Here is a 26781-nt window from a genome sequence, read left to right on the forward strand (position 1 = left end):
CTGCCGATGGAGTATGCGTGGCGCCCGATCCTCCCCAGGGTGGGCGACGCAGGGTGGAGGCCGCCTCGACCGGGCCTGTGCCGGCCCTGGTACTACTCTCGTCCGTGGACCTCGACCCCCAACTCGCCGCGCTCCGCCCGCTCGGCGGCTTCTTCGTCCTGCGCACGACCGCCAGGACCTGTCCTGGCACCGGCGCGGCCCCGCCCGGCCCGCTGCCGACGCTCGCGCAGACCTACGCGGGCACGGCATCCCACGTGCGGCGAAGTGCCCTGACCACGCGGGTCGAGACCGTCGCACGCCGGCTGCGCGCCTCCGAGCCGCGGGTCTCCGCGTCGATCGCCCACCAGGGACTCGCGGCCCGCCTGTGGTCGGCGGCCCTCGGCTGTGCCGCTCTGTACGGCCGCCTCCCCGACCTGGACCCGGCGCTGCTGCTCTGGGACTTCGCGGCGACCGCCCCCGACGACCTGTGGCTGACCGACGTGCGCCCGCTGCCGTCGGACCCGTACCCAGCGGACGCCGACGCGCTCGCGGACGCCGTACTGCACGGCCACCTCGAGCCCCTGGGGGACGCCCTGGGGGCCCGCTACGGGGTCGCGACGGGACTGCTGTGGGGCAACGCGGGCTCCGCGCTGGCCGGCGCGGCCCGCCAACTCGACCGGTGGGCGCGGACGAACGGCCGTACGGACGTGGCCGACCGGGCCCGTACGCTCACCGCTGCCCTCTTCACCCACCCGTTGCTGAGCACCACCGGCACCCTCGACGGAACCGCCTTCCGGCGCCGCAGCTGCTGCCTCTACTACCGGGTGCCGGGCGGCGGTGTCTGCGGTGACTGTTGTTTCCCACGACCGCCGCGCCCTTCCCCACGGGCCGCATCTGGGTGACCATGGAGGTCCGGCCGTGTGAGACCAGGGAGTTGCCGGTGCGAGTGGGACTGCTGACCCGGGAGTACCCCCCGGACGTGTACGGCGGTGCGGGAGTCCACGTCGAGTTCCTGGCCCGGGAGTTGCGGCCCCTGGTCGACCTCGAGGTGCACTGCTGGGGCGAGGGCCGCGGGGTCGGCGTCGTGCGCCACCGGCCGTGGTCCGTGCTGGACGGCGCCAACGACGCGCTGCGCACCTTCTCGGTGGACCTGGCCATGGCCGGCGCCCTGGAGGGCCGCGAGCTCGTCCACTCCCACACCTGGTACGCCAACCTCGCGGGCCATGTCGCCAAGCTCCTGTACGGCGTCCCGCACGTGGTCACCGCCCACTCGCTGGAGCCGCTGCGCCCCTGGAAGGCCGAGCAACTCGGCGGCGGGTACGCCCTGTCCGGATGGGCGGAGCGCACCGCGGTCGAGGCCGCCGACGCGGTGATCGCGGTGTCGGGCGCCATGCGCGAGGACATCCTCGGCTGCTACCCGGCGCTGGACCCGGCGCGCGTGCACGTCGTGCACAACGGCATCGACACCACCCTGTACCGGCCGGATCCCGGCACCGACGTGCTGCGCCGCGTCGGCCTCGACCCGGACCGGCCCTACGTGCTGTTCGTCGGCCGCATCACCCGCCAGAAGGGCGTGCCCCACCTGCTGCGCGCGGTCCGCGACATCGACCCCGCGGCGCAGGTCGTGCTGTGCGCGGGCGCGCCCGACACCCCGGAGATCGACCGGGAGTTCCGTGACCTGTTCCAGGAGCTGAGCCGCGTCCGCGCGGGCGTGCACTGGATCCCGCAGATGCTGCCGCGCGCTGAGGTGATCCAACTCCTCACGCACGCCGCCGTGTTCGTCTGCCCGTCGGTGTACGAACCGCTCGGCATCGTCAATCTGGAGGCGATGGCCTGCGGTACGCCGGTCGTGGCCTCCCGGGTCGGCGGCATCCCCGAGGTGGTGGAGGACGGTGTGACCGGTCTCCTCGTGGCGGCCGACGACGACTTCGAGACGGGGCTCGCCCGCGCGCTGGACACCGTCCTCGGCGATCCGGAGGCGGCCGGGCGGATGGGCGAGGCCGGGCGGGAGCGCGCGGTGGGCGAGTTCGGCTGGGACGCGGTGGCCCGGCGTACGGTCCGGCTGTACGAGGAGATCCTCAAGCAGGCTTAGCCCGCGCCACCCGGGGCAGGCATGGTGTCAACCACGGTGAGGGGAGCGGCCATGCGTCGTGGCGGACCTTCGGTGCTCGGAATCGTACTGGCGGGCGGAGAGGGCAAACGCCTGATGCCGCTGACCGCGGACCGGGCCAAACCAGCGGTCACCTTCGGCGGTACCTACCGCCTCGTCGACTTCGTACTGTCCAACCTCGTCAACGGCGACATCCTGCGCATCTGCGTGCTGACCCAGTACAAGTCGCACTCGCTGGACCGGCACATCACCACCACGTGGCGGATGTCCAGCCTGCTCGGCAACTACGTCACCCCGGTCCCGGCCCAGCAGCGGCTCGGCCCGCGCTGGTACCTGGGCAGCGCGGACGCCATCCTCCAGTCGCTGAACCTGGTCCACGACGACGGGCCCGAGTACGTCGCGGTGTTCGGCGCCGACCACGTGTACCGGATGGATCCCCGGCAGATGCTCCGGCAGCACATCGAGGGCGGCGCGGGCGTGACGGTGGCCGGGATCCGCGTCCCCCGCTCGGAATCCTCCTCCTTCGGCGTGATCACCCCGGGCTCCGACGGGCAGACCGTGGAGCGCTTCCTGGAGAAGCCCGCCGATCCGCCGGGCCTCGCGGACGACCCGGAGTGCGTCTTCGCCTCGATGGGCAACTACGTCTTCACCACCAAGGCCCTGATCGAGGCCCTCCACCGGGACGCCGAGGACGACAGCTCGGTGCACGACATGGGCGGCTCGATCCTGCCCCAGCTCACCGCCCGCGGCGAGGCGCAGCTGTACGACTTCAGCGCCAACCACGTCCCCGGCGAGACCATCCGCGACCAGGGCTACTGGCGGGACGTCGGCACCCTCGACGCCTACTACGACGCCCACATGGACCTGATCGCCGAGCGCCCCGCCTTCAACCTCTACAACCGCCAGTGGCCGATCTACACCCACTCCGGCCAGCTCTCGCCCGCCCGCTTCAACGCCGGCGGCATCGCGAGCGAGTCCATCATCAGCGCGGGCTGCCTGATCCGCGGCCAGGTCACCCGGTCCGTGCTGTCCCCGGGTGTGCGGGTCGACCCGGGCGCGGTCGTCCAGGGCTCCGTACTGCACGACAACGTCCGCATCGGCCGGGGCGCGGTCGTGCGCGGGGCGGTACTCGACAAGAACGTCGAGGTGCCGCCCGGCGCGACGATCGGCGTCAACCCGGAGCGGGACGCGGAGCTGTACACCGTGTCCAAGGGCGGGGTGATCGCGCTCGGCAAGGGGCAGCGGGTGTCGTAGCGGCTCAGCCGGTCAGCGGCGGGAAGTGGGTCATGGTCACCTCGCTGGTCCGGCGCAGGTCTTCGGCGAGGCTGAACTGGAGGTACTCACTGCCCGGCTCGGTGTGCACGGGCACGTGCCCCGGCGGGGCGTAGAAGGCCTCCCCGCCGCGGTACACCTCGTCGTGGTCGGGGTAGCGGAACGTGAGCTCGCCCTTGAAGACGTACCCCCAGTGCGGGCACTGGCAGCAGTGTTCGGGCAGTCCCCGCAGCAGCGGGGTGTGGTCGACGTCCTCGCGGAACGTCAGGAAGTCGACCGTGTAGGGCTCGAGGTCCTCGGAGTGGTCGACCACCGGGCCGTAGTCGCCGCCCTGCGTGGCCGTGTCCCTGGAAACCTTCGGCATCGTCCTCGCCTTCTTCCCGCTGAGGGTGCCGTCTTCGGTGCCGTCTTCCCTCCGCCGAGGGGGCTGCCTCCATTGTTGGCGCGCGACGCGTTCCGCGCGATCCGCGCGCCCTCCCCGGCTTCACGGCCTCCGGCCCGCAGGATGCGGACAACGATGTCGAACCTCCGGAGGTCACATGAGAGGGACCCGGCGCCCGCGGCTGTGCCTGGCCGGGGTGATCGCGGCGTCCGCGCTGCTCGCCACCCCCGCCGCGCGGGCCGCAGAGCCGCCCGACGGCCACCTCACCGACCTGGTCAACCCCTTCATCGGGACCCAGAACGAGGGCAACACCTTCCCCGGCGCGGCCGTGCCCTTCGGCATGGTGCAGCTCTCGCCCGACACCGGGCACAACACCGGCTACGACCACACCCAGGACCGCGTCCGCGGCTTCTCCCTGGTCCACCTCTCGGGCGTCGGTTGCCGCATCGGCGGCGACCTGCCCGTGCTGCCGACCACCGGCGAGGTCACGCGGACCGACTACGCCCGGTACGCGGCCGGTTTCCGGCACGAGGACGAGACGGCGAGCCCCGGCTACTACCGGGTCGGCCTGGACTCGGGGATCGAGGCCGAGCTCACGGCCACCGAGCGCACCGGCGTGCAGCGCTACACCTTCCCCGCCACCGACCACGCCAACGTCCTGCTGAACGCGGCGCAGGCGCTGCACAAGCCGGTCACCAGTTCGGTGGAGATCCTCGACGACCGGACCGTGCGCACCGCGATCACCGGACACGGCTTCTGCCGGGAGACCGGCCCGTACACCGTGTACACGGTCACCCGTTTCTCCCGGCCCTTCACCGCGTACGGCACCTGGGACGGCACCACGGTCACCGCGGGCTCCCGGGCCGGGCACGGCGGCGCCTACGTACGCTTCGACACCACCGGGGACCGCACCGTCGAGGCGACCACCGCACTGTCGTACGTCGACGCGCGCGGCGCCGAGGTCAATCTGCGCGCCGAGGGCGGACGCCCCTTCGACGCCGTCCGCGACCGGGCCCGGCAGGCCTGGGAGCGCCGGCTCGGCGCGGTCCGGGTCCGGGGCGGTGACGCGACCCTGCGCCGCACCTTCTACTCGTCCCTGTACCGCTCGTTCCTGGCGCCGAACACCGGCAGCGACGCGGACGGCCGCTACACCGGCTGGGACCGGCGGATCCACCGGGCCGAGGGCTTCACGTACTACCAGAACTGGTCGCTGTGGGACACCTACCGCACCCAGTGCCAGCTCCTCGCCCTGCTCGCGCCGCGCGAGGCCCGGGATATGGCGATCTCGGTGGTCAGGATCGACGAGGACGGCGGCTGGCTGCCCAAGTGGGGCTACGGGCCCGTCGAGACGAACATCATGACCGGCGACCCGGTGACCCCCTTCCTGACCACCGCCTACCAGACGGGCCTGCTCAAGGGGTACGAGGAGCGGGCCTACCGGGCGCTGCGGAAGAACGCCGACGGTGTGCCGCCCGCCGGCTACCCGGGTGTGGGCCGGGAGGCCAACGCGGAGTACCTCGCGGGCGGTTTCGCGCCGTACATCAAGGACCGTCCGCGCACGAAGCCGGGCGACTCCGACTACCACGAGGGAGCCTCCGTCACCCTGGAGTACGCCCTCTCGGACGCGATGCTCGCGCAGATGGCCCGGAGCCTCGGCCACCGCGAGGACGCGGCCCGCTATGCGGCCCGGTCGCGTAGCTACCGCAACGTCTTCGACCCCTCGACCGGCTTCTTCCGGGCCCGGGACGCCTCCGGCGCGTTCACCGGCCCGGCCGACCCGGCCGGCAGCGTGGGCTTCCACGAGGGCACCGCCTGGCAGTACCAGTGGCTGGTGCCGCAGGACATCCCCGGCATGGTCGGCCTGATCGGCGGCGAGCGCGCGGCGAACGACCGGCTCGACGCGTTCTTCGCCTACGACAGGCTGCTCGCGGACCCGGCCCGGACCGCGCGCGAGGTGTGGGTGCACGGCGGTGCCTACGACTACTACCACGCGGACAAGTACAACCCGCAGAACGAGCCCGACCTCATCGCGCCGTACACCTACCTCTCGACCGGCGAGCCGTGGAAGACGACGGACGTGGTGCACGCGGCGCTGACCCTGTTCACCGACACGCCGACCGGCATGACCGGCAACGACGATCTGGGCACGATGTCCGCCTGGCACGTGCTGTCGTCGATCGGGATCTTCCCGGTGCAGCCCGGATACGGCACCTGGGGACTGTCCACGCCCGTGTTCGACCGGGTCGACCTCACCCTGGACCGCCGCTACTGGCCCGGCGGCACCCTCACGGTCACCGCGCCGGGCACCTCGGCGACCGACCGCTACGTCCAGGCGGTGCGCGCGGACGCTACGGTCCACGGCCGGACCTACCTGACGACCCGTGAGCTGCGCTCCCTGCGCTCCCTGGCGTTCACGGTCGGCCCGCGCCCGTCGGAGTGGGGTACGTCACCCCAGGCGGCACCTCCGGTGCTGAAGTGACCTCAGGCGTCCCGTGTGTCCCGCCCCGTTTCGCGAGGGGCGGGACTTAATCTGCTGTTAACTGAGCGTAGCCAGACCGTACTTGACCGTAATCGCCTAGGGAGGATTGACTTCAGACTCACCCCCACCCGTCGTCGACGCGAGGCAAGCCATTGACTTCCGACCCGCTCGCTCCTCTCGATCTGGCGTTCTGGAACATCGAGTCCGACCGGCACCCGATGCACCTGGGTGCGCTCGGCGTCTTCTCCGCGCACTCGCCCACCGCCGGCGCCCACGCGGCCGACCTGCTCGCCGCCCGTGCCGCCGCCGTGCCCGGCCTCAGAATGCGCATCCGCGACGTGTGGCAGCCGCTCGACCTGCGCCGGCCGGGCCGGCTGAGTTCCTTCGGCGGCGCGGCCCGTGAGGCGGACCCCGGCTTCGACCCGCTCAACCACGTGCGGCTGCACGCCCCGACCGGCGACTTCCACGCCGTGGCCGGCCGGCTCATGGAGCGCCCGCTCGAGCGCGCCCGGGCGCCCTGGGAGGCACACGTCCTGCCCGGTGAGGACGGGGTCTCCTTCGCGGTCCTGTTCAAGTTCCACCACGCGCTGGCCGACGGCCTCAGGGCGCTGACGCTGGCCGCCGCCGTGCTGGACCCGATGGACTTGCCCGAGCGCCGCCCACGCCCCGTCGAGCCACCGCGCGGGCTGCTGGCCGACCTGCGCAGACTTCCCGGCCGGCTGCCGGGCGTGCTGCGCGGCACGCTGTCCGACGTGGGCCGGGCCCTGGACATCGGCGCCTCCGTCGCCCTGTCCACCCTGGGCGTGGCCTCCTCCGCGGCGCTGGCCTCCGGCTCCAGCGGGACCCGGTGCACCGCCGGGGTCGACCTGGACATCGACGACGTGCACCGGGTGCGCAAGGCCGTCGGCGGCACCGTCAACGACGTCCTCATCGCCGTCGTCGCGGGCGCCCTGCGCCGCTGGCTGGACGAGCGCGGCGACGGCAGCGAGGGCGTGGCGCCGCGCGCCCTTATCCCGGTCTCCCGGCGCCGCCCGCGCACCGCGCAGCCACAGGGCAACCGGCTCTCCGGGTACCTGATACGGCTTCCGGTCGGCGACCCCGACCCGCTCGCCCGCCTCGCCCGGGTGCGTACGGCGATGGACCGCAACAAGGACGCCGGTCCCAACCGGGGCGCGGGCGCCGTCGCGCTGCTCGCCGACCACGTGCCCGCGCTGGGCCACCGGCTGGGCGGACCGCTCGTCGGCCAGGCCGCCCGGCTGTGGTTCGACATCCTGGTCACCAGCGTGCCGTTGCCCGGCCTCGGCCTCCGGCTCGGCGGACACCCCCTGACCGCGGTCTACCCCTTGGCCCCGCTCGCCCCCGGCCAGTCCCTCGCCGTCGCGATCTCCACCTTCCGCGGCCACGTCCACTACGGCCTCGTCGCCGACGCCGAGGCGGTACCGGACCTGGACCGGCTGGCCCGGGCGGTGACGGACGAGGTGGAGACCCTGATCGCGGTCTGCGACCCCTGACGGGGCGGGTTCGGCGGCGGGGGGGCGGCCGCTGTCGTGCGGGTGGCGGCTCGTCACGGGCTGCCGTCCGTTGTGACCACGTCGGATCTCGGCGGGCTCGGTCCGGGCGGTGACGGACGAGGTGGAGACGCTGAGCGCGGCGTGCCCCCCTGGCCGGGTGGGTTCGGGGGCGGGGGGCGGCTGTTGTCGTGCGGGTGGCGGCTCGTCGCGGGCCGCCGTCCGTTGCGGCCACGTCGGTCTTGGCGGGCTCGGCCCGGGCGGTGACGGACGAGGTGGAGACGCTGAGCGCGGCGTGCGACCCCTGGCGGGCCGGGTTCGGCGGCGGGGCCCGGCCGCTGCCGTGCGCGTCGCCACCCGCCGCGGGTCGGTCGTCCGCCGCGGCGGGTGGCCTCGTCGCCGACGCCGTGGCGGTACCGGGCCTGGACCGGTCGGCTCGGACAGGTCCCGTGTCCGTACTCCCAGCTCAGAGCCGGTCCCGGCCGGTGGGTTCCGGCTCACCCGGGCGGTGACGGATCCGTTCGCCCGGGTGAGCCGGGCGTGCCCGGTCGGGGCGTCGCCGCCGGCGAGGCCGTGGCGGGCCTCGGGCCCGGACAGGTCCCGACGGCCCGGGCGGGGCGGGGGTGATGGTCCGCGGCCGTGCGACCCGAGCGGAGCGGTTTGGCGGTGGGGGGCTGCGCTGCCGTAAAATCCGCCGTTCGAAAGCGGGCGCGAGTCGGAGCGCTGGCAAGTGATCAGGGAAGCGGCAGCGCGATGACGGTGACACAGGACGGCCCGATGGCCGAGGACGAGGCGGTCTACGGCCCCGGCATCGACCCCGAGCGCCTGGCCGTCTGCCTCAGTGTGCTCGAGGAGCTCGACAAGCTGGAGGTCGACCACCCCGACGCCATCGCGGTGCGCCGGGCCACGGCCGGCATCTACCGCACGGTCAAGCAGCGCCGCCGCCAGGAGCGCCGGGCCGCCAAGACCTCCCACGACAAGGCGGTCACCGAGGCCACCGCGACCGGCTCCGCCCAGCGCATCGACGACGAGACGGAGGGAATCCTGCCCTCGTCGATCACCGAGGAGGGCAGGATCGCGGGGATACTCCAGCGCCCGCGCTCCTGCTACACCTGCAAGTCCCGGTACGTCGAGGTCGACTACTTCTACCACCAGCTCTGTCCGGACTGCGCCCGTACGAACCGGGTCAAGCGCGACGCCCGGGCCGACCTCACCGGCAAGCGCGCGCTGCTCACCGGCGGCCGCGCCAAGATCGGCATGTACATCGCGCTGCGGCTGCTGCGCGACGGCGCCCACACCACGATCACGACCCGCTTCCCCAAGGACGCCATCCGCCGCTTCAAGGCCATGGACGACTCGGCGGACTGGATGCACCGGCTGGAGGTCGTCGGGATCGACCTGCGCGACCCGGCGCAGGCCGTGGCCCTCGCCGAGCAGGTCGCGGCGGCGGGCCCGCTCGACATCCTGATCAACAACGCGACGCAGACCGTGCGCCGCCTGCCCTCCGCGTACGCGGCCCTGATCGAGGGCGAGAGCGCCCCGCTGCCCGCCGGGGAGCTCCCCGCCCACCACGTCATCGGTGCCTTCGGCTCCGGCGCCGTCGACGGCATCGCCGCACTGCCCCTCGGCACCAGCGGCCTGGACGCGCAGAAGGTCGCCGACCTCGCGCTCGTCGCGGGCAACGCCAGCGTCGCCCGGCACCTCGACGGCACCGCCATCGACGCGGGCGGCCTCGTCCCCGACGTCGTCGAGACCAACACCTGGGTGCAGACCATCGACCAGATCTCGCCGGTCGAGCTGCTGGAGACCCAGCTCTGCAACTACACGTCGCCGTTCATCCTGATCAGCGCCCTGCGCCCGGCGATGGCGGACGCCGCGAAGAAGGCCGCCGGCGGCCGTGCGTACGTCGTCAACGTCTCGGCGATGGAAGGCGTCTTCGGCCGCGGCTACAAGGGTGCCGGGCACCCGAACACCAACGCCGCCAAGGCGGCCATGAACATGGTCACGCGGACCAGCGCCCAAGAGATGTTCCAGTCCGACGGCATCCTCATGACCTCCGTCGACACCGGCTGGATCACCGACGAGCGTCCGCACTACGACAAGCTGCGCCTGGCCGAGGCCGGCTTCCACGCCCCCCTCGACCTGGTCGACGGCGCCGCCCGCGTCTACGACCCGATCGTGCGCGGCGAGGCGGGCGAGGACCTGTACGGCGTCTTCCTGAAGGACTACCTGCCGGGCAAGTGGTGATACGGCGCCCGAACAGGCCCGACGGGAAACAAACCGTTGACCTGTTCGGGCAGCGGCGCCCTACCGTGGGGCACGAAGCGCCGAAGTGCCCGGTGCGCAGGTAACGCGTTCTTCGTGGTTCGACTCCACACAGGTCCACCACTCGGGCCTGTGGCCCCCCGGGGGGCAAACCGCGTCACCGACCCGACCTCGGGCACCCGGCGCTTCCCGTCGTGTCCGCGGGCGTCATTCGACCGCCCCCAGGCGGGAGTTGCGCGCCGCCACCAGCTCCAGCACCGTGCGCCAGTCCTCCAGGACCCCGGCGTCGAAAGCGACGGCCGCGCCCTCCTCGGCGGCGTGACGCAGGCGCAGCAGATCGTCGCCGCCGCAGGGACCGTCGTCGCCGGGCTGCCCGCGCACGAGCCGGCAGACCCGTTCCCCGAGCAGTGAGCGCACCGCGCGGGCCGCGGCGTGCGCCTGCCCCGCCCGGTCACCGGGCACGAGCAGCCGTCCGATGCCCGAGACCAGCCCGGCCACCTGGAGTTCCTTGTCGGCGGGCCGGGCGCGGCGCAGCAGCGCGGCGGTGCGCAGCCCGGGGTCGTACCGGCAGGCGTACAGCAGATCCATCAGCTCCTCGACGCTGCGCAGCTCCATGCGTCAGTCCTCCCGCGAGACAGCCGTTGCCGCCCGCCAGCAGATCATGGCCGGCTTTCGACTCGGCCAACGGCACTTGAACTGCGCGACGTGTGCCTCGTTCAGCCGTCCGTGTGCTTGACGGACTCCGCGATCCGCTGGGCGGCCTGGGCGGGCGTGAGGTGCGTGGTGTCGACGACCTCGGCCTCGGCGTGCAGCCATGTGCGGGCCGCCTCGGCGTAGGGCTCGAGGTGTTCGAGGCGGAACGAGGAGGGGCCGAGATCGGTGTCCCCCTCGATGCGCCCGCGGAGGGTGTCCTGGTCGGCGTGGAGGACGAAGTGCCGTACGGGGATGGCATGCCGGGCGAGGCCCGTGCTGATCTCGCGCCAGTACTGCTCGACCAGGACGGTCATGGGCATCACCAGGGTGCCGCCGGTGTAGTCGAGTACGCGGCGGGCGGTCTCGACGACGAGCGGCCGCCACGGCGGCCAGTGCTGGAAGTTGCCCGTCCAGGGCAGCCCCGGCTTGATGTCCATGAGCGTCTCCCCGACCTTCTCGGCGTCGAACACCCGCGAATCCGGGATCAGTGGCTGCACGAGTGCACTGGTCGTCGTCTTGCCCGCACCATGGGTGCCGTTGATCCATACGATCATGGAGCCTGATGCTAGCGAAATAATAATCGAAAATAGGCTCGATTACGTAAGCCGATCTGGTGAGCGCCAAAAGGTGCACCGTATGGCAACTGGGTGCATAGTCGGCCGATGGGTGACCAGGTGACGCACGAAAGTTACTCCTTGTTTGCATTCCCTATCGAGCGGACCCCCGCTCATTTGGTTAGTCTGGAGCAGGCGGACAGCAGCACGGGGTTCCACCCACACCCAATGGTCCGTACGAGTTACCGGCGCCACCGCGTCCGAACTGGCCTTCCATCCAGACCCGAGCGGGCGTCAGGCGGCGGATCACAGACTGTCCGGTACGCCCCGAGGGTGACCCGACACATAAGGAGTGCGCGGTGACACCGGAGAAGACGAATCGCGATCAGCGCCCCAAGGAACGCACCGAGCGCGCGGGCCGCGGGCCCGCGGAGCTCGGCAGCCTCGACGTGTGGGCCAGGTCCGCCCCGATCCGCCTCGCGGGCTACGAGGACGACCTCGCCGAACCCCACATCCTGCCGAGCGTGGACTGACCCTCCGCGGGGTCCGACCCGTCGCGATCGCCGAAGGCATGGGCGTGCGGGACTGGCGCCCATGCTGATCAGGGAAGCCGTGGCCGACGACTGGCGACGCATCTGGCCCATCTGGCACCGGATCGTCGCCGCAGCCGAGACGTACGCATGGGACCCGGACACCTCGGAGGAGGCCGCCCGGGCCCTGTGGATGGGCCCGGCCAAGCGCGTCTACGTAGCCGAGGATCCCGGCGGAGCCGTGGTCGGCTCCGCCTATCTCACCCCCAACTACGGCGGTCCCGCCGCCGGAGTCGCCAACGCCGGCTTCATGGTCGACCCCGACCAGGGAGGCCGTGGCGTCGGCCGCGCCCTCGCCGAACACGTCCTCGCCGCCGCACGGGCCGCCGGATACCGGGCGATGGTCTTCAACGCCGTCGTAGAGACCAATCCCGCCCTCAAGCTGTGGACGTCCCTGGGCTTCCGGATCATCGGCACGGTCCCTGAGGCGTTCGAACACCCCCGGCGCGGCCGGGTCGGCCTGCACATCATGTACAAGTCCTTGCGCTGAGCGGCGCGTCAGCCGATCGGTGCCGTCCGCTGCCACGGACGCAGGCCCTCCAACTGCTCCGCGACCTCCAGCAGCACCCCCTCGGACCCCGGACGGGCGACCAGTTGCACGGCGCAGGGCGCGCCGGAGGGCAGAGTGCCGAAGGGCACGGACATCGCCGGCCAGCCGGTCAGGTTCCACGGCGGGGTCAGCGGCGAGTAGTTCGTGTTGGCCAGCACATTGCGCAGCCAGCCCCGCTCGTGCCAGGGCCCGGCCTTGGGTGAGCGCCGGGCGAGGGCCGGGGTGAGCAGCACGTCGTGCTCGGCGAAGAACGGCTCCAGGCGGCGCCGCAGCCGCTCCCGCTGCCCGCCGGTGCGGACCGTGCGGACGAAGCGGCGCCCGACCGCCGCGTGCACCCGCGTCCGCCGGGCCAGCCGCGCCGGGTCCAGGCCTTGGGCGTCCACCGCGGTGCCCGCCGTCCAGTGCGTCAGCGCGGTGACGCCCAGCGTCGCCGGATACGGCGGCTCGGCGCACCGCAGGCGGTACCCCGCCCCGGCCAGCAGCCCTGCCGCCTCCCGGACCGCGGTCGTGTACGGCTTCCCGATGCTCACCCCGAGCAGCGGACTGCGCAGCGAGACGGCGATGCCGAGCGGGGCGGGGTCCGCGCGGCGGCCGAACTCCGCGTCCGCGAGGACCGACAGCATCAGCCGCAGGTCCTCGACCGTGGTCGCCAGCGGCCCGTTCTCGGACATGCCGAACCAGTCGCCGTCGCCGATGCCCGCCGGCACCACCCCGTGCCCCGGCTTCAGCGTGACCAGGCCGCAGTTGGCGGCCGGGATGCGCAGACTGCCCATACCGTCGTTGCCGAGGGCGACCGGCACCAGGCCCGCGGCCACCGCGGCGGCGCTGCCGCCGGAGGAACCTCCCGCGGTCCGCGACAGGTCCCACGGGTTGCGCGCGGTGCCGTGCACGCCCTCGGTGGTGCCGAAGACGCACAGCTCCGGTACGTTCGTCAGCCCCACGACCACCGCGCCCGCCGCCCGCAGCCGGGCCACGGTGACATGGTCGCCGGCCGCGGGCTCCTGAGAGGTCGCGGCGGAGCCGTTGCGGGTCGCCTCGCCGAGAACGGCCAGGTTGTCCTTGATGGCCACCGGCACGCCGGCCAGCGGGAGTTCCGCCAGATCCGTGCGGCCCGCCACCTCGTCCGCCTCGACGAGCGCCGCCTCGGCCCGCACCGTCCGGAACGCGCCGGTGCGGGCGCCGAGCCGCTCGATCCGGGCGAGGTGCTCCGCCACCACCTCGCGGGGCGTGACCCGCCTGTCCCGTACGGCGGCGGCGATCTCGGCGGCGGTCCGGCCGACCCAGCTGGTCACGGGCGCTCCTGGAGGGGAGGGGGCATGGGTGTACCGGTCGGTAGGCCCGGTACGTAGGGAGAACTGTGCCCGCTCGCCCGCCCCGCGTCGAGAGGCCCCGACCCCCGCTCACCAGGTGGTGAGCAGCAGGTGGTTGACCAGCAGGGCGAGGACGGCCTGGGCGGCGAGCCAGACCCGGGGCCGGGTGAGGAACGCGCAGGCCGGCAGGAGCCACACCGCGAACGGCAGCCAGATGCGTTCCGTCTCCGCCTTGCTCATGCCGGACAGGTCGGCGACGAGGAGGGCCAGCAGGGCGGCGAGGACGAGCAGGGCCAGGCGCGCCTCGGGGCCGGCCACCGGGGGAGTGCCGGCCGGCGGGCGGTCGAGCGGGGCGCGGCGCTCACGGGCGAGCGCGCCGCCGGCCCGGCGCAGGCCGGCCACCGTGGCGAGCCCGGTGATCACCACCGTGCAGGCCAGGTTCGCCCACACCCAGTAGCCGTAGGGCCGGGTGCCGCCCACTCCCTGGTAGTAGCGCGTGATCAGCAGGTGGTAGGCCTCCCACCAGTCGAACCCGGCGACGCTGAAGGCGGCCGGCACCACGGCCGCCCCGGCGAGCAGCGCCCCGAGCAGCAGCGGACGCTCGCGGACGCGGTGCCGGCCGAGGAACAGCACCGTCGCCAGGATCACCGCGAAGAGCGTGAGGCCGTAGGAGAGGTAGCAGGTGAGCCCGAACAGCAGACCGGAGCCCGCCGCCCACCACACCGACCGCCCGGTCACCGCGAGGGCGAGCAGCGTCACGGCCCAGGAGGCGACGGCCGCGAAATACGCGTCGGCCGAGACGCCCAGCCACACCGCGGCCGGTGCCAGCACCAGGAACGGCGCCGCCCGCCGCGCCGGACCGTCCCCGGCGAGGGCGTGTACCGCGACCAGGACCGCCACAAAGGCCGTGGCACCGACGGTGATGCACCACGCTCCCGCCCAGCCACCGCCGCGCAGCCCGATCCGGTCGAGGAGGACGAACGTCAGCGTCGCGGCCGGTGGGTGCCCGGCGATGTGGGCGGGCCACGGATCGGGCGTGCCCCAGACGATGTGGTGGGTGAAGTCCCGCAGGGCGGCCGGGATGTCGTCGAAGCGGTCGACGCCCCGGAGGTACTCGGTGCGGGTGGTGAGCCGGCCCGCGACGCCGCGCTGCCAGCCGTCGACCAGCGCGAGGGACCACATCCAGGCCATGGCCGTCACCCAGGCCGCGGCGAGCAGCGCCCCGGGGCGCAGCCGTGCCGCGAGCCCCGGCCCGTACGCCACCACGGCCGCCGCCACCAGGACGGAGGCCGGGGTGCCCGGTCCGAGGTGCGGGCCCCAGTCGGCGTACAGCGGGGGCCAGTGGACGAACAGCGTGTGGCGGCTGTCCTGGATGCGGCGGCCGACGAGTACGGCGGCCAGCACGAGCAGGACACCGGCCACGACGGCGTACAGGTCGCGGGGGCCGCGCAGGTCTTGGCGGAGAGGGCGGGTCACACCGGAACGCTAGGCCGGACGACGGGCGCGGGCCCGGTGCGCGGCGGACGTCAGCGTTTCGTCATGGGCCGCGGGCCTGCCGCCGGGCTCCCACCGGCCTACGGTCGGAACATGAGCGATCCACGGCTCCCCACCTCTCCGGGTTTCTGGCGCAGCCCGCTGCGCGGCCCCGGGTTCACCTCGGTGCTCGGCCTCGTCCTCCTCGTCGGCGTCACCGTGCTGTTCGTGACGGGCCTGGTGTCGTACGCGGCCTACAACCCGGGCCTCTCGCCGGTCAACGACCAGACCCCGGACAAGGGGATCCTCGGCTTCTACCTGTTCGCCTGGCCGACGAACCCGTACTGGCTGTACCGGTTCACCCAGGGCGTCCACGTCACGCTGGGCATCACCCTGATCCCGGTGCTGCTGGCCAAGCTGTGGTCCGTCGTGCCGAGGCTCTTCGCCCTGCCGCCGGCCCGTTCCCTCGCCCACGCCCTGGAGCGGATCTCACTGCTGCTGCTGGTCGGGGGCGGCCTGTTCGAGTTCACCACCGGCGTGCTCAACGTCCAGCTCGACTACGTCTTCCCCGGGTCCTTCTATCCGCTGCACTTCTACGGTGCCTGGGTCTTCTTCGCCGCGTTCGTCGCGCATGCCGCGCTGAAGCTGCCACTGGCGGTGCGGAGCGTGCGCCGGATGCGGGAGGAGAGCGGCGAGGCGGAGAAGGCGGGCGAGACCGGGGACCTGGTTCCGCCGCGGCCGGATCCGCCCACCGTGTCACGGCGCGGCGCGCTGTGGCTGGTCGGCGGCGGTTCGCTGCTGCTGTTCCTGACCAGCGTCGGCCGCAGCTTCGACGGGCCGCTGCGCCGGACCGCCCTGCTCACCCCACACGGCGGCGCCGAGCCCGGCGGCGGACCGAACGGCTTCCAGATCAACAAGACGGCCGCGTACGCGGGCATCGACACGGCGGAGACGAGCGAGGAGGCGTGGCGGCTGGTCGTCACCGGCCGCACCGGCACCGTCCGGCTCAGCCGCGCCGACCTGCTGCGTATGCCGCAGCACAGCTCCGCGCTGCCGATCGCCTGCGTCGAGGGCTGGTCCACCTCCGACCAGTGGTGGCGGGGCGTGCGGCTGCGCGACCTCGCCGCCCTCGTCGGGTACGACGACCCGCCCGACGTCTTCGTCGAGTCGCTCCAGCGGCACGGCGGCTTCCGCCGGGCGGCCCATCGCGCCAACCAGGCCGCCGACCCGCGCTCCCTGCTCGCCCTCTCCGTCAACGGCGAGGACCTGAGCCCCGACCACGGCTACCCGGCCCGGGTCATCGTGCCCGCGGCGCCCGGTGTGCTCAACACCAAGTGGGTGGCCCGGATGACCTTCGGAGACCTGTGATGCCCCGCCGGATCCCGCTCGGCAGCCCCCTGCAACTGCTGCTGCTCGCCTGCTCCTTCGCGCTCGCCGGATACGCGGGGCTGCGGCTCCTCGGGGGCGACTGGTTCAGGGTGGCGCTGTGGGTCGTGGGTGCGGCGCTGCTGCACGACCTGGTGCTGCTGCCGCTGTACGCGGCGGCCGACCGCGCGCTCGTACGCTCGCTGGGCGCGGTCGGGCGGCGCGGCCGGGTGCTGTACGTCCGGGTGCCCGCCGCGCTGTCCGGGCTGCTGCTCCTGGTGTGGTTCCCGCTGATCAGCGGCCAGGTCAGCGAGCGCTACCGGTCGGGCGCGGGGCTCTCGACGGAAGGCTTCCTGTCCCGCTGGCTGCTGATCACCTCCGTGCTGTTCGGCGGCTCCGCCCTGCTGCTGGCGCTGCGGGTGCTGCGATTGCGCAGGGCCACGAAGCGGCGGGAACCGGCCGTCCACTGATCCTCGGCACGCCGGCCCGCCCGAGCCGCGTGCCGGAGCAGGGCCGGCGTGCCGAGCCGCGCCCAGGGGAACGGGCGGGTGGGCGGCCCCGGCGCGACCGTCGCGTCCACGACCTGGACCCGGGTGCGTTCTTCGACGCCGGCCGGCGCGGTCTCCGCGACCAGCAGCCCGCCCGGGGCGAACAGCCGGGCGAGCCGTTCCAGCAACGCCGCCGGGTTCCCGCCGATGCCGATGTCGCCGTCCAGCAGCAGCGCGGTGCCCCAGCCGCCCTCACCCGGCGGCGACTCGAAGACGGAGCGGCACAGCGCCGTCCGCCCCGCCGGGCCGTGCGGGCGACGGCCGTCTCGCTGACGTCGACACCGAGGACCCGCCGCCCCTGCGCCGCGAGCGCGGCCACCAGCCGGCCGGGGCCGAGCCCACGTCGAGGACGGCGCCCTCGCACCGCGCCGGCACGGCCAGGGCCGTCTCGTCGGCCCGGGCGCACCGGCGCTCCACCTCCAGCGGCAGCAGCCCCCCGTCGGACCGCCGCAGGAACAACGGGCCGCGCCCGGTCCGCAGCGCGGCGGAGCGGGAATCGTCGGCGGACCAGGCGGGCTACGGCGCGCCGGGGTCGGGGGCGGTCGCGCACGGGCCGCCGCCAGGCCGGGCGGGCGCGGGCACACGGGCGCCGGGAGTTACGAGGGGTGTCCGGGCCCCGGCCCGGGCGGGGGAGGCCCTGGGCGGTGGTCATCGGCCCGCCGCCGAGGTGAGGCGGGCGAGCCGGGCGGCGAAGCGGCCGTGCGGGGCGACCGCGGCGACCGCTCGCGCGTCGGCGGCCCTGTCGACGTCCCGCAGCCGGGGCAGATCGCGCACCCGCAGGCCCGCGGCCACCAGCCGGTCCCGCTGCACGGCACCCGTCACCGGCGTCGACATGGGCACGCCCCGCAGCAGACCGGGATCGGGTGACGCCAGGCCGAGCGCCCAGAAGCCGCCGTCCTCGGCCGGGCCGAACCACGCGTCGCAGTCGTCGAAGCCGACGGTCAGCAGCTCCGGCGTCACCTGCGGGGTGTCCATGCCGATGAGCAGGGCGGGCCCGTCGCATCCGGCGAACGCCGCGGCCAGCCGCTCGTCCAGCCCGCCCGGGCACTGCGGTACGACGTCGAAACCGGGCGGCAGCCACGGCCCGGGGCTTCCGTCGAGGACGAGGACCCGCCGGTCGGCGGGCGCCGCGGCCACCGCGTGCAGGGTGTCCGTGAGGGCCGCCTCGGCGAGCTCGGCCGCCTCCCGGGGCGTGAACGGCGGGGACAGCCGGGTCTTGACCCGGCCCGGCCGGGGCTCCTTGGCGATGACGAGCAGAGTGATCACCGGGGGCTGCCTCCTCGGACGGGTGGCCGGGCGGGCGCCTCGGCGAGGACGCGGCTCATGTCCCGTACCGCCTGCCAGGTGCCGCGCCAGGTGCCGGTCACCTTCGAGGCGCCGGAGCGCGGCCGGTAGGGGACGTCGTGCTCGGTGATGCGCCAGCCGGCGTCGGCGGCGCGCACCACCATCTGGAGCGGATAACCGCTGCGCCGGTCGGTGAGGTCCAGGGCGAGCAGCGGTTCGCGGCGGGCGGCGCGCAGCGGCCCGAGGTCCTTCAGGCGCAGTCCGGTGCGGCGGCGCAGCATCCGGGTGAGCGCGAGGTTGCCGGCCCGGGCGTGCGCGGGCCAGGCACCCCTGCCCTGCGGACGGCGCCGGCCCAGCACCAGATCGGCCCGGCCGGCGCGCACCTCCCGTACGAAGGGCACCAGCAGTGCCGGGTCGAGCGAGGCGTCGCAGTCGCAGAAGCACACGATGTCGGCGTCGGCGGCGGTCAGCCCCGCGTGGCAGGCGGCGCCGAAGCCACGGCGCGGCTCGTGCACCACGGTCGCGCCGAGCGCGCGGGCGACGTCCGCCGAGCCGTCGGTGGAGCCGTTGTCCACGACCAGCGCGCGCCAGCCGGGCGGGATGCGGGCCAGGACCCAGGGCAGGGCTTCGGCCTCGTCGAGACAGGGGAGCACCACGTCGACCCCTGTGGGTGTGGGAGTGGTCGTCACGGCTCTCACCCTACGAACGCGAAAAGGGCATATCAGGCTTCTGCTTCTTACGAAACGCGGACGTCAGGCCCCGGCCGCGTCCGGCGGCGGCGCGGGCGGGGACGGCGGTGCGAGGCTGGACGCATGCAGCAGCCGTACGAGTTCACGCAGCCGGGGACCCCCGCCGAGCCCCCGGCGCCCGTCTCCGCCCGGGTCCTGGTCGTCGACGACGACCCCACGGTCGCCGAGGTGGTCGCCGGGTACCTCGGCCGCGCCGGTTACACGGTGGACCGGGCCGACGACGGACCGGCGGCGCTCGCGCGGGCCGCCGCGCACCGGCCCGACCTGGTCGTGCTGGACCTCATGCTGCCCGGCATGGACGGCCTGGAGGTGTGCCGCCGGCTGCGCGCCCACGGGCCGGTGCCGGTCATCATGCTCACCGCCCGCGGCGACGAGGACGACCGCATCCTCGGCCTGGAGGTGGGCGCCGACGACTATGTCACCAAGCCCTTCAGCCCCCGGGAACTCGTCCTGCGCGTGGAGTCGGTGCTGCGCCGCACCCGGCCCGCCGCCCAGGCGCACACGCTGAGCTCGGCCGGCCTGACCCTCGACCCGGCCGCCCGCCGGGCCACCAAGAGAGGCGCCGAACTCGCCCTCACCCTGCGCGAGTTCGACCTCCTCTCCTTCTTCCTGCGGCACCCGGGGCGGGCCTTCGCCCGGGAGGACCTGATGCGCGAGGTGTGGGGCTGGGACTTCGGCGACCTGTCGACGGTCACCGTCCACGTCCGCCGGCTGCGCGGCAAGGTCGAGGACGACCCGGCCCGGCCCCGCCTGATCCAGACCGTGTGGGGCGTCGGCTACCGCTTCGACCCCCAGGGCCGGGAGGCGGGCTGACCATGCGCGACACCTTCCTCATCGCCCTGTACGCCTTCCTCGGCGCCGCCGCCACCGGACTGGCCGGCGCGGCCGTGCTGCGGCTGATCCGGCGGCGGTCGCTCACGGCGTCGCTCGGCGTGGTGGCGGCGGTCGGCGTGTTCGCGATGCTCGCGGGCACTATGGCCGTGGCGCAGGCGATGTTCCTGTCCGCGCACGACCTGAGCGTGGTGACGACCGTCGTCGCGATGGCGGCCGTCGTGTCCCTGGCCACCGCCCTGCTGCTGGGCCGCTGGGTGGTCGCCCGCAGCCGGGAACTCGCCCTCGCCGCGCGCTCCTTCGGCGACCGCGGCGACTTCGCCGCGCCCGCCCACCCGGCCACCGCGGAACTGGACGCGCTCAGCCGCGAACTGGCGGCCACCAGTGCCCGGCTCGCCGAGTCCCGGGAGCGGGAACGCGCCCTGGAGTCCTCCCGGCGCGAGCTCGTCGCCTGGATCTCGCACGATCTGCGCACCCCGCTCGCCGGGCTGCGGGCCATGTCGGAGGCGCTGGAGGACGGGGTGGCCGCCGACCCGGCCCGCTACCTGACACAGATCCGCACCGAGGTGGAGCGGCTGAACGAGATGGTGGGAGACCTCTTCGAGCTCTCCCGCATCCACGCCGGGGCGCTGGCGCTGAGCCCGAGCCGGATCTCCCTGTACGACCTCGTCGGCGACGCTCTCGCCGGCGCCGACCCGCTCGCGCGCGAGCACGGTGTTCGCCTCGTCGGCGACCGCGTCGAGCCGGTGCCGGTCGAGGTGGACGGCAAGGAGATGAGCCGCGTCCTCGGCAACCTGCTGGTGAACGCGATCCGCCGGACCCCGGCCGACGGCACGGTCGCCGTCACCGCCGAACGATCGCCCCAGGGCGTGGTGCTCTCGGTCACCGACGGCTGCGGCGGCATCCCCGAGGAGGACCTCCCCCGCGTCTTCGACACCGGCTGGCGCGGCACCCACGCCCGCACACCCCCCGCCGGCGCGGGCCTCGGCCTCGCCATCGTCCGCGGCATCGTGGAGGCCCACCAGGGCCGGGCCACCGTGCACAACATCCCGGGCGGCTGCCGCTTCGAGGTGACACTCCCGGCGGCCGGCGCCTGAACGATGGCGGGGCCGAGGGTTCCTCGCCCCCGCCGCCCCTGCCCTTCCCGTCCCCCAGGGGCTCCGCCCCTTCAACCCCACGGGGGCTGCGCCCCCGGACCCCCACCGCGGGCTGCGCCCCCTCCCGGCCGCCGAGGCCTGAACGGTGCCCGTCACCGCCCGCGTGGCCGGGTGTGTGAACTCGCGCCGGTGCGGGCCTCGGTCCTGCCCACCAGTACACGCATGCGGCCAGGCCAGGTCCGCGAGGGCAGCCCACCCCACGAGCGGGGCCGCCGTGTCACCACTCCGTAAGACCCGGCGGACGACCGCGCCCGTCAGCCGGTCAGACCGCCCCGGCGGGTGTCGACGCGCGCCCACTCGTCGTCCCACTGCCGCAGCCGCCGCCGTTCCAGGCCCGCCCGTGCCAGCTGGGCCGCGCCGTACACGGCGGCGGCCGTGCCGGTGGCGACCAGAGTGCCCGTCCACGCCGCCCGGAACCCGGCCTCGCCGGGCGACAGGGGCTTCGCGGTGACCCGTCCCCGCTGGTCCGTCCACACCGTGACCGAGGCACCCGACTCCATGCCGGGACGCACCTTCGCCTGGTCCGTGTGCACCGCGCCGTCCGGCGTCGTCCAGCGGACGGTGACCCAGACCCGGCCGTCGTTGCCGGTCCGCCCCGAGGCGACGTCGGGCGCCCGCCCCACGAGGACCGCCTGGACGGGGTGGCGCTGCTCCCACTGCCGGTCGAGTCCCCGGGCCGCGGCGTTCGCCGCCACCAGCCCGGCGAGCACACTGCCCACCAGGGCGGCCAGCCACGCCGCCAGCACGATCCAGGCCTCGACGACATCGCTGCGGCGCCTCAGTGAGTTGCGGCGCCACCGCCACGCCCACGGGCTGCCGTTTCGGGTCCTGGCCATGGTCACACCCCCTCGCGCGCACCGACCATCCGGCCCATCCATCCCAGTGTCCGCCCGCCCGCCGTCCCGGGCACCCCCGGAGTTTCCAGTGCCCCGGCGCTAGGGCCTGTCTGACAATGCCCAGGGCCGTATCGGCGGTGTCTATGAGGGCGGTGTGGGACGCGGTCTAGGACGCGCCGTCGCTGGCAGCCTCGCTGCGGTGCGGCTCCAGGCGATCGACTGCTTGCTCGCTCCATGCTCGGATGACTGATGCCTGCTCGGGGGTCAGTGAGTCGAGGAAGTGGCGGCGGATGTTGCCGCCGTGCACGAGGATGGAGCTCTGGGCGGCGCGGCGCCCCTTGGCGGTCAGCCCGATCCCCGCGCGGCGACCATCGGCCCCGTACTGGGTGCGCCTGACGAAGCCGCGTTTTTCCATGCGCGTCAGCTGATGTGAGACGCGGCTCTTGTCCCAGTCGAGCGACTCGGAGAGCTCGCCGACACGCATCTCGCGGCCGGCGGCCTGCCACAGCGTCACCAGCACGCTGAACTCGGCCTTCGAGATGTCGCAGTCATGCTGTAGACCACGCTCCAGCTCCCTGGTGAGCAGGCGCTGCGCGCGCATCCAGGTATCCCAGAACTCCCACTCCTCGGGTTCCAGCGATCGAGTCTCCGTCATGTCGCCGAGGATACCGCGACCAGCAGAGTTGTCACTTCAACTCCCCTCAACCTAGAGTTGACGTGACAACTCTCTGGGAAGGAAGACAATGCCACTTCGCATCGCAGTCATCCTCGGAAGCACCCGCCCCGGACGCCGCGGCGACCAGATCGCCGCCTGGGCACTGGAGGCCGCCCGTGCCCACGGTGGAGCAGACTACGAACTCATCGACCTTGCCGACCACGACCTCGGCAACCTCGACGAGCCCGGCAACCCGAACTTCCAGCAGTATCAGCACGACCACACCCGCGCCTGGGGCGCACTCATCGACAGCTTCGACGGCTACGTCTTCCTCGTCCCCGAGTACAACCACTCCTTCCCCGGAGCCCTGAAGAACGCCCTTGACTACGTCTACCGGGAGTGGAACGACAAGGCCGCCGGGATCATCAGCTACGGCGGCTGGGTCGCCGGGGCCCGGGCCGCCGAGGCGCTGCGGCTCGTCCTCGCCGAACTCCAGGTGGCCACGGTCCGCGCCCAGCCCACCATCTCGACACACCCCTCGTTCCACACCGGCACCTTCGTCCCCCAGGAGGGCCTCGACACCGCCGTAGGCGACATGCTCGACCAGCTGATCGCCTGGTCCGGCGCCCTGCGCGGGGTGCGCCAGGCCAAGACGCAGACGCCCACGGCTGCATGAGGCCCAGTTCGTGACCGATCACGTGACAGGACGCGGCGAGCTGACGGACGCAGCATGGGAGGCGCTGAAGCCCCTGCTGCCGACTACCGATGGACCAGGCCGTCCGTGGCGCGACCACCGGCAGGTAATCAACGGCGTGTTATGGCGGTTGCGAACAGGTGCTCCCTGGCGTGACCTGCCGGAACGCTACGGGCCGTGGCAGACGGTCTATGAGCGGTTCGCCCGTTGGGAGCGGGACGGGACCTGGACCCGCCTCCTGGAGCAGATTCAGGCGCGGGACGACTCCGTCGGAGCGGTGGAATGGACGGTGTCGGTGGACTCCACCATCAACCGCTCCCACCAACACGCGGCCGGCGCCCGGAAAAGGGGGCGGGCGCGAACGGCGGGCCGGAAGGTTCGGCACGCGCGGCGGCGGGCCAGGCGCTGGGCCGCTCCCGCGGCGGGCTGACTACCAAAGTCCATCTCGCCTGCGACGGCCGGGGCCTGCCCCTGGCTGTCGTCCTCACTCCCGGAAACGTCAACGACTGCACCGTGTTCAAAGCGGTGCTGGAATCTGTGCGGGTGCCTCGGGCAGGCGCCGGGCGGCCGCGGCAAAGACCCGACACGGTCACCGCGGACAAGGCGTACTCATCACGGGAGGTCCGACAGGACCTGCGGCGCCGGGGCATCCGCGCAGTCATCCCGGAGCGGACCGACCAAAGGGCCAATCGCCAGCGCCGTGGCAGAGCCGGTGGCCGACCACCGGCCTTCGACCCCGAGCTCTACAAAGCCCGCAACGTGGTGGAGCGCTGCTTCAGCCGCCTCAAGCAATTCCGAGCCATCGCAACGCGCTTCGACAAGCTGGCAACCCGCTACCGGGCCGGACTCCACATCGCCTCACTCATCCTTTGGCTCCGCGAACCCGCTCACGAACGATTGCCAGACACGGCCTAGGCCTGGCCTAGGCCCGCGCCGCCCCCGTACTGTCCCTCCCGACCAGCCGCGGCACCGGCACCCGTACGGTCCGCGCCGGGCCCCCGTCCAGCAGTGCGGTCAGCTCGGCCGCCGCCGTGCGGCCGAACTCCACGCTGTCCCGGGACAGGGCGGACAGCCATGGCTTGACCATCCGGCACAGCGCCGAGTCCTCCCAGGAGACGACCGACACGTCCCCGGGCACCGAGAAGCCCAGCTCGGCGGCGGCGGCGACCCCGGCGACGGCCATCACGTCGTTGTCGTAGATCAGCGCGGTCGGGGCGGGGGAGTGGCCGAGGACCCGGCGGGTGACGGCGGCGCCCTGGGCGTCCGAGTAGTCGGTGGTCACGGACCGCACCTCGGTCAGCCCGCGCCGCTCGGCCTCCGCCCGCAGGGTGCGTACCCGGCGCTGGGTGTGCGCGAGGCCGGGCAGGCCGGCGATGTGCACGATCCGGCAGTGGCCCAGGGCGGTCAGCTCGTCGACCACGGACGCCATCGCGCCCGCGTCGTCCGCCCAGACGGCGGACAGGCCCGGATGCCGCTCGTCCGGCGCCCCGCCGATCACCACAGCGGGCAGTCCGAGTCCGTCGAGCAGGTCCGGGCGCGGATCGTCGGTGCGCGGGTCGACGACCAGCACCCCGTCCACCCGGTGCTCGGCCCACCAGCGCCGGTAGACCGCGCACTCCTCCTCGACATCCTCGGCCACCTGGAAGAGCAGCCCGAGGTGCCGCTCGGCCAGCACCTCCTGGATGCCGGAGACCAGTTGCAGGAAGAAGGAGTCCACGCCCAGCGTGTGGGCGGGGCGGGCGAGGACGAAGCCGACCGTGGCCGCGCCCTCCCCGGACAGCGCGCGCGCCGCCGTACTGGGCCGCCAGCCCAGCTGCTCGGCGACCCGGCGCACCCGGTCGCGGGTCACCTCCGACACCCCGGGACGGCCGTTGAGCGCGAAGGAGACCGCGCTCTCGGAGACCCCGGCACGCCGCGCGATGTCCTTCATCGTCGGCCGGCGCGCGGGGGACCTTTTGTCCGGCATGTTCCTCCATCGCCTTTCTTCGTCTTCTTCATCGCAGGAGCTAATGCGCTTGAGCGCAGTCAGTCTAAAGCGCATTAGTATCACGTGGCCAATACTCGCCAATGTACCCTCTGACCTGCACTAATGAAGGCCGGTTTTCTTTAGTTCGGGTGAATGCATTGACTTTCTCCGAAGCCGCCGGGCAAGGTCCTTCGCGTCACCGCCACCGAGGCCGCAAGGGAGCCGTGTCACCGTGCCCACATCCCGCAGAACCCTCGCCGCAGCCGTCGTCGCCGCCCTCGTCCTGCCGCTGAGCGCCTGCGGCTCGGGAAACGGCGACGGCGGATCGGCCGACGCCTCCGGCAAGGTCGAGGGCGACATCACCTTCCAGACCTGGAATCTGCGCGCCAACTTCAAGCCGTACTTCGAAGGCCTGATCGCCGGCTTCGAGAAGCAGCACCCCGGCACCCATGTGAAGTGGATCGACCAGCCCGCCGAGGGCTACGCCGACAAGATCAGCGCCGACGCGGCCGGCGGCACCCTGCCCGACGTCGTCAACGTCTCCCCGGACCTCGTCGCCCCGCTCGCCAGGGCCGGCCTCGCGCTCGACCTCGACACGTCCGCCGCGAAGTACCGGAAGGAATACCTGGCCGGAGCCTGGGCCGGCCATCGGATACCGGGCATGACCGGCACCTACGCCTTCCCCTGGTACCTCAACACCGGGCCGCTGTTCTACAACAAGTCCCTGTTCGCCAAGGCCGGACTCGACCCCGACCAGCCCCCGAAGACGTACGACGACCTCTTCACCGACGCCCTGCGGATGGCGAAGGAGAGCGACGGCAAGGTCGCCACCCTCGCCAACGTCCCCACCGTCGAGGACTTCGGCCGTTACGGCGTCGAGCTCATGAACAAGCAGGGCACCGCCTTCACCTTCAACGACGCCAAGGGCGTCGAACTCCTCACCAAGTACAAGGAGTTGTACGACGCCAAGGCCCTCGACCCGCAGGCCCTGACCGCCACGCCCGAGTCCTCGGGAAGGAAGTTCCTCACCCAGGCCGTCGCCATGAACCCGGGCAGCGCCCTCGACCTCGGCAACTTCAAGAAGCAGGCGCCCGGCCTGTACAAGAACATCGGCATCACCGACCAGATCACCAGCACCGGCCACGTCAACATGTACGTCATGGGCGTGATGGTCAACTCCAGGACCAAGCACACCCCGGCCGCCGTCGCCTTCGCGCACTACGTCACCGACGCCCGGAACCAGATGTCCTTCGCCAAGAAGGTCGCCATCTTCCCCAGCACCGCGGGCTCCCTCGACGACCCGTACTTCACCGAGGAGGACGGCAGCGACGAGACCCGGGTGCGGATCGCCGCCGCCAAATCGCTGAAGAACGCCGTCAATTACACACCCGTGCTGTTCAGCGAGCAGATGAAGACGGCACTGCGCAACGAGGTCGCCAAGGCGCTACAGGGCAAGGAGAGCCCGAAAGCGGCTCTCGACAACGCTGTCAAGGCCTGCGACACGCTGCTCCAGCAGCAGGGATAGCGCGCG

General features: G+C 73.2%; 25 protein-coding genes. 15 read left to right on the top strand and 10 right to left on the bottom strand.

Translation table 11 applies throughout. The features are described from left to right. The first annotated feature begins 104 nt into the window (after positions 1 to 104). From ACWGJM_RS25605 to glgC, 3 genes are read left to right on the top strand one after another with little or no spacing between them, the layout of a single operon-like run. The gene (locus tag ACWGJM_RS25605; protein ID WP_453414036.1) at positions 105 to 881 is read left to right on the top strand and encodes an IucA/IucC family C-terminal-domain containing protein; all 777 of its coding nucleotides are present in this window, start codon (positions 105 to 107) and stop codon (positions 879 to 881) included. Positions 882 to 919: 38 nt separating this feature from the next. Further along, on the top strand, positions 920 to 2071 hold the full coding sequence (glgA, locus tag ACWGJM_RS25610; protein WP_453414037.1) for a glycogen synthase: 1152 nt from the start codon (positions 920 to 922) through the stop codon (positions 2069 to 2071). A 51-nt stretch (positions 2072 to 2122) separates the two neighbouring features. Next, on the top strand, positions 2123 to 3343 hold the full coding sequence (gene glgC / locus ACWGJM_RS25615) for a glucose-1-phosphate adenylyltransferase (protein WP_453414038.1): 1221 nt from the start codon (positions 2123 to 2125) through the stop codon (positions 3341 to 3343). 4 nt (positions 3344 to 3347) lie between these two features. Here the strand turns inward: glgC and ACWGJM_RS25620 are convergent, their stop codons facing one another. Further along, the gene (locus tag ACWGJM_RS25620) at positions 3348 to 3725 is read right to left on the bottom strand and encodes a hypothetical protein (RefSeq protein ID WP_453414039.1); all 378 of its coding nucleotides are present in this window, start codon (positions 3723 to 3725) and stop codon (positions 3348 to 3350) included. 175 nt (positions 3726 to 3900) lie between these two features. On the opposite strand from ACWGJM_RS25620, the gene ACWGJM_RS25625 reads away from it, so the two are divergent. From ACWGJM_RS25625 to ACWGJM_RS25635, 3 genes are all read left to right on the top strand, one after another. After that, positions 3901 to 6222: a GH92 family glycosyl hydrolase gene (locus ACWGJM_RS25625; RefSeq protein ID WP_453414040.1), complete on the top strand. Its 2322-nt coding sequence runs from the start codon at positions 3901 to 3903 to the stop codon at positions 6220 to 6222. Between the two features lie 152 nt (positions 6223 to 6374). After that, positions 6375 to 7733, top strand: a complete 1359-nt coding sequence (locus tag ACWGJM_RS25630; RefSeq protein WP_453414041.1) for a wax ester/triacylglycerol synthase family O-acyltransferase — start codon at positions 6375 to 6377, stop codon at positions 7731 to 7733. Positions 7734 to 8483: 750 nt separating this feature from the next. Continuing rightward, complete coding sequence (locus ACWGJM_RS25635) at positions 8484 to 9977, top strand: SDR family NAD(P)-dependent oxidoreductase (RefSeq protein WP_453414042.1); 1494 nt, start codon at positions 8484 to 8486, stop codon at positions 9975 to 9977. Positions 9978 to 10202: 225 nt separating this feature from the next. On the opposite strand, the gene ACWGJM_RS25640 is transcribed toward ACWGJM_RS25635, so the two are convergent. After that, entirely contained in the window at positions 10203 to 10610 is a 408-nt protein-coding gene (locus ACWGJM_RS25640) for a hypothetical protein (protein ID WP_453414043.1), read from the bottom strand. Between the two features lie 101 nt (positions 10611 to 10711). Then, positions 10712 to 11242, bottom strand: a complete 531-nt coding sequence (locus ACWGJM_RS25645; protein WP_453414044.1) for an ATP-binding protein — start codon at positions 11240 to 11242, stop codon at positions 10712 to 10714. Between the two features lie 359 nt (positions 11243 to 11601). Here ACWGJM_RS25645 and ACWGJM_RS25650 point away from each other — a divergent pair, with 359 nt between their 5' ends. Further along, positions 11602 to 11775 (top strand): hypothetical protein, encoded by a 174-nt coding sequence (locus ACWGJM_RS25650; protein ID WP_361807911.1) that lies wholly within the window; start codon positions 11602 to 11604, stop codon positions 11773 to 11775. Positions 11776 to 11836: 61 nt separating this feature from the next. Beyond that, a complete protein-coding gene (locus ACWGJM_RS25655) occupies positions 11837 to 12322 on the top strand; it encodes an N-acetyltransferase family protein (protein ID WP_453414045.1) in 486 nt (161 codons plus the stop codon). 8 nt (positions 12323 to 12330) lie between these two features. Here ACWGJM_RS25655 and ACWGJM_RS25660 read toward each other — a convergent pair whose 3' ends face one another. Continuing rightward, complete coding sequence (locus tag ACWGJM_RS25660; RefSeq protein ID WP_453414046.1) at positions 12331 to 13674, bottom strand: amidase; 1344 nt, start codon at positions 13672 to 13674, stop codon at positions 12331 to 12333. A 108-nt stretch (positions 13675 to 13782) separates the two neighbouring features. Further along, entirely contained in the window at positions 13783 to 15168 is a 1386-nt protein-coding gene (locus ACWGJM_RS25665) for a hypothetical protein (protein WP_453414047.1), read from the bottom strand. Between the two features lie 111 nt (positions 15169 to 15279). Between ACWGJM_RS25665 and ACWGJM_RS25670 the strand changes: the two genes are divergently transcribed. Together ACWGJM_RS25670 and ACWGJM_RS25675 are read left to right on the top strand one after the other, a co-directional pair. Next, a complete protein-coding gene (locus ACWGJM_RS25670) occupies positions 15280 to 16533 on the top strand; it encodes a molybdopterin-dependent oxidoreductase (protein ID WP_453414048.1) in 1254 nt (417 codons plus the stop codon). After that, entirely contained in the window at positions 16533 to 17000 is a 468-nt protein-coding gene (locus ACWGJM_RS25675) for a hypothetical protein (protein WP_453414049.1), read from the top strand. Before ACWGJM_RS25670 ends, ACWGJM_RS25675 begins: the two co-directional genes overlap by 1 nt. A 726-nt stretch (positions 17001 to 17726) precedes the next feature. Here the strand turns inward: ACWGJM_RS25675 and ACWGJM_RS25680 are convergent. Further along, positions 17727 to 18344 (bottom strand): TIGR04282 family arsenosugar biosynthesis glycosyltransferase, encoded by a 618-nt coding sequence (locus tag ACWGJM_RS25680; RefSeq protein WP_453414050.1) that lies wholly within the window; start codon positions 18342 to 18344, stop codon positions 17727 to 17729. After that, entirely contained in the window at positions 18341 to 19060 is a 720-nt protein-coding gene (locus ACWGJM_RS25685; RefSeq protein ID WP_453414051.1) for a glycosyltransferase family 2 protein, read from the bottom strand. The genes ACWGJM_RS25680 and ACWGJM_RS25685 overlap by 4 nt, the downstream gene beginning before the upstream one ends. A gap of 114 nt (positions 19061 to 19174) precedes the next feature. On the opposite strand from ACWGJM_RS25685, the gene ACWGJM_RS25690 reads away from it, so the two are divergent. After that, positions 19175 to 19924: a response regulator transcription factor gene (locus ACWGJM_RS25690; protein ID WP_453414052.1), complete on the top strand. Its 750-nt coding sequence runs from the start codon at positions 19175 to 19177 to the stop codon at positions 19922 to 19924. A gap of 2 nt (positions 19925 to 19926) precedes the next feature. Further along, positions 19927 to 21039, top strand: coding sequence for a sensor histidine kinase (locus ACWGJM_RS25695; protein ID WP_453414053.1), 1113 nt, complete (start codon positions 19927 to 19929; stop codon positions 21037 to 21039). A gap of 314 nt (positions 21040 to 21353) precedes the next feature. Here ACWGJM_RS25695 and ACWGJM_RS25700 read toward each other — a convergent pair whose 3' ends face one another. Then, complete coding sequence (locus tag ACWGJM_RS25700) at positions 21354 to 21935, bottom strand: Rv1733c family protein (RefSeq protein WP_453414054.1); 582 nt, start codon at positions 21933 to 21935, stop codon at positions 21354 to 21356. Positions 21936 to 22101: 166 nt separating this feature from the next. Next, positions 22102 to 22590, bottom strand: coding sequence for a MarR family winged helix-turn-helix transcriptional regulator (locus ACWGJM_RS25705; protein ID WP_453414055.1), 489 nt, complete (start codon positions 22588 to 22590; stop codon positions 22102 to 22104). Between the two features lie 88 nt (positions 22591 to 22678). On the opposite strand from ACWGJM_RS25705, the gene ACWGJM_RS25710 reads away from it, so the two are divergent. Continuing rightward, on the top strand, positions 22679 to 23266 hold the full coding sequence (locus ACWGJM_RS25710) for an NADPH-dependent FMN reductase (RefSeq protein WP_453414056.1): 588 nt from the start codon (positions 22679 to 22681) through the stop codon (positions 23264 to 23266). 22 nt (positions 23267 to 23288) lie between these two features. Further along, positions 23289 to 24199 (top strand): IS5 family transposase gene (locus ACWGJM_RS25715; RefSeq protein ID WP_453414137.1). Its coding sequence is split into 2 segments (ribosomal slippage): positions 23289 to 23628 and positions 23628 to 24199, totalling 912 coding nucleotides; the frame shifts between segments, so codons are not numbered across the junction. 7 nt (positions 24200 to 24206) lie between these two features. Here the strand turns inward: ACWGJM_RS25715 and ACWGJM_RS25720 are convergent. Beyond that, a complete protein-coding gene (locus ACWGJM_RS25720) occupies positions 24207 to 25250 on the bottom strand; it encodes a LacI family DNA-binding transcriptional regulator (RefSeq protein WP_453414057.1) in 1044 nt (347 codons plus the stop codon). A gap of 232 nt (positions 25251 to 25482) precedes the next feature. Here ACWGJM_RS25720 and ACWGJM_RS25725 point away from each other — a divergent pair, with 232 nt between their 5' ends. Beyond that, the gene (locus ACWGJM_RS25725) at positions 25483 to 26775 is read left to right on the top strand and encodes an ABC transporter substrate-binding protein (RefSeq protein ID WP_453414058.1); all 1293 of its coding nucleotides are present in this window, start codon (positions 25483 to 25485) and stop codon (positions 26773 to 26775) included. Positions 26776 to 26781: the final 6 nt, after the last annotated feature.

The organism is Streptomyces sp. NPDC054834 (assembly GCF_053611185.1).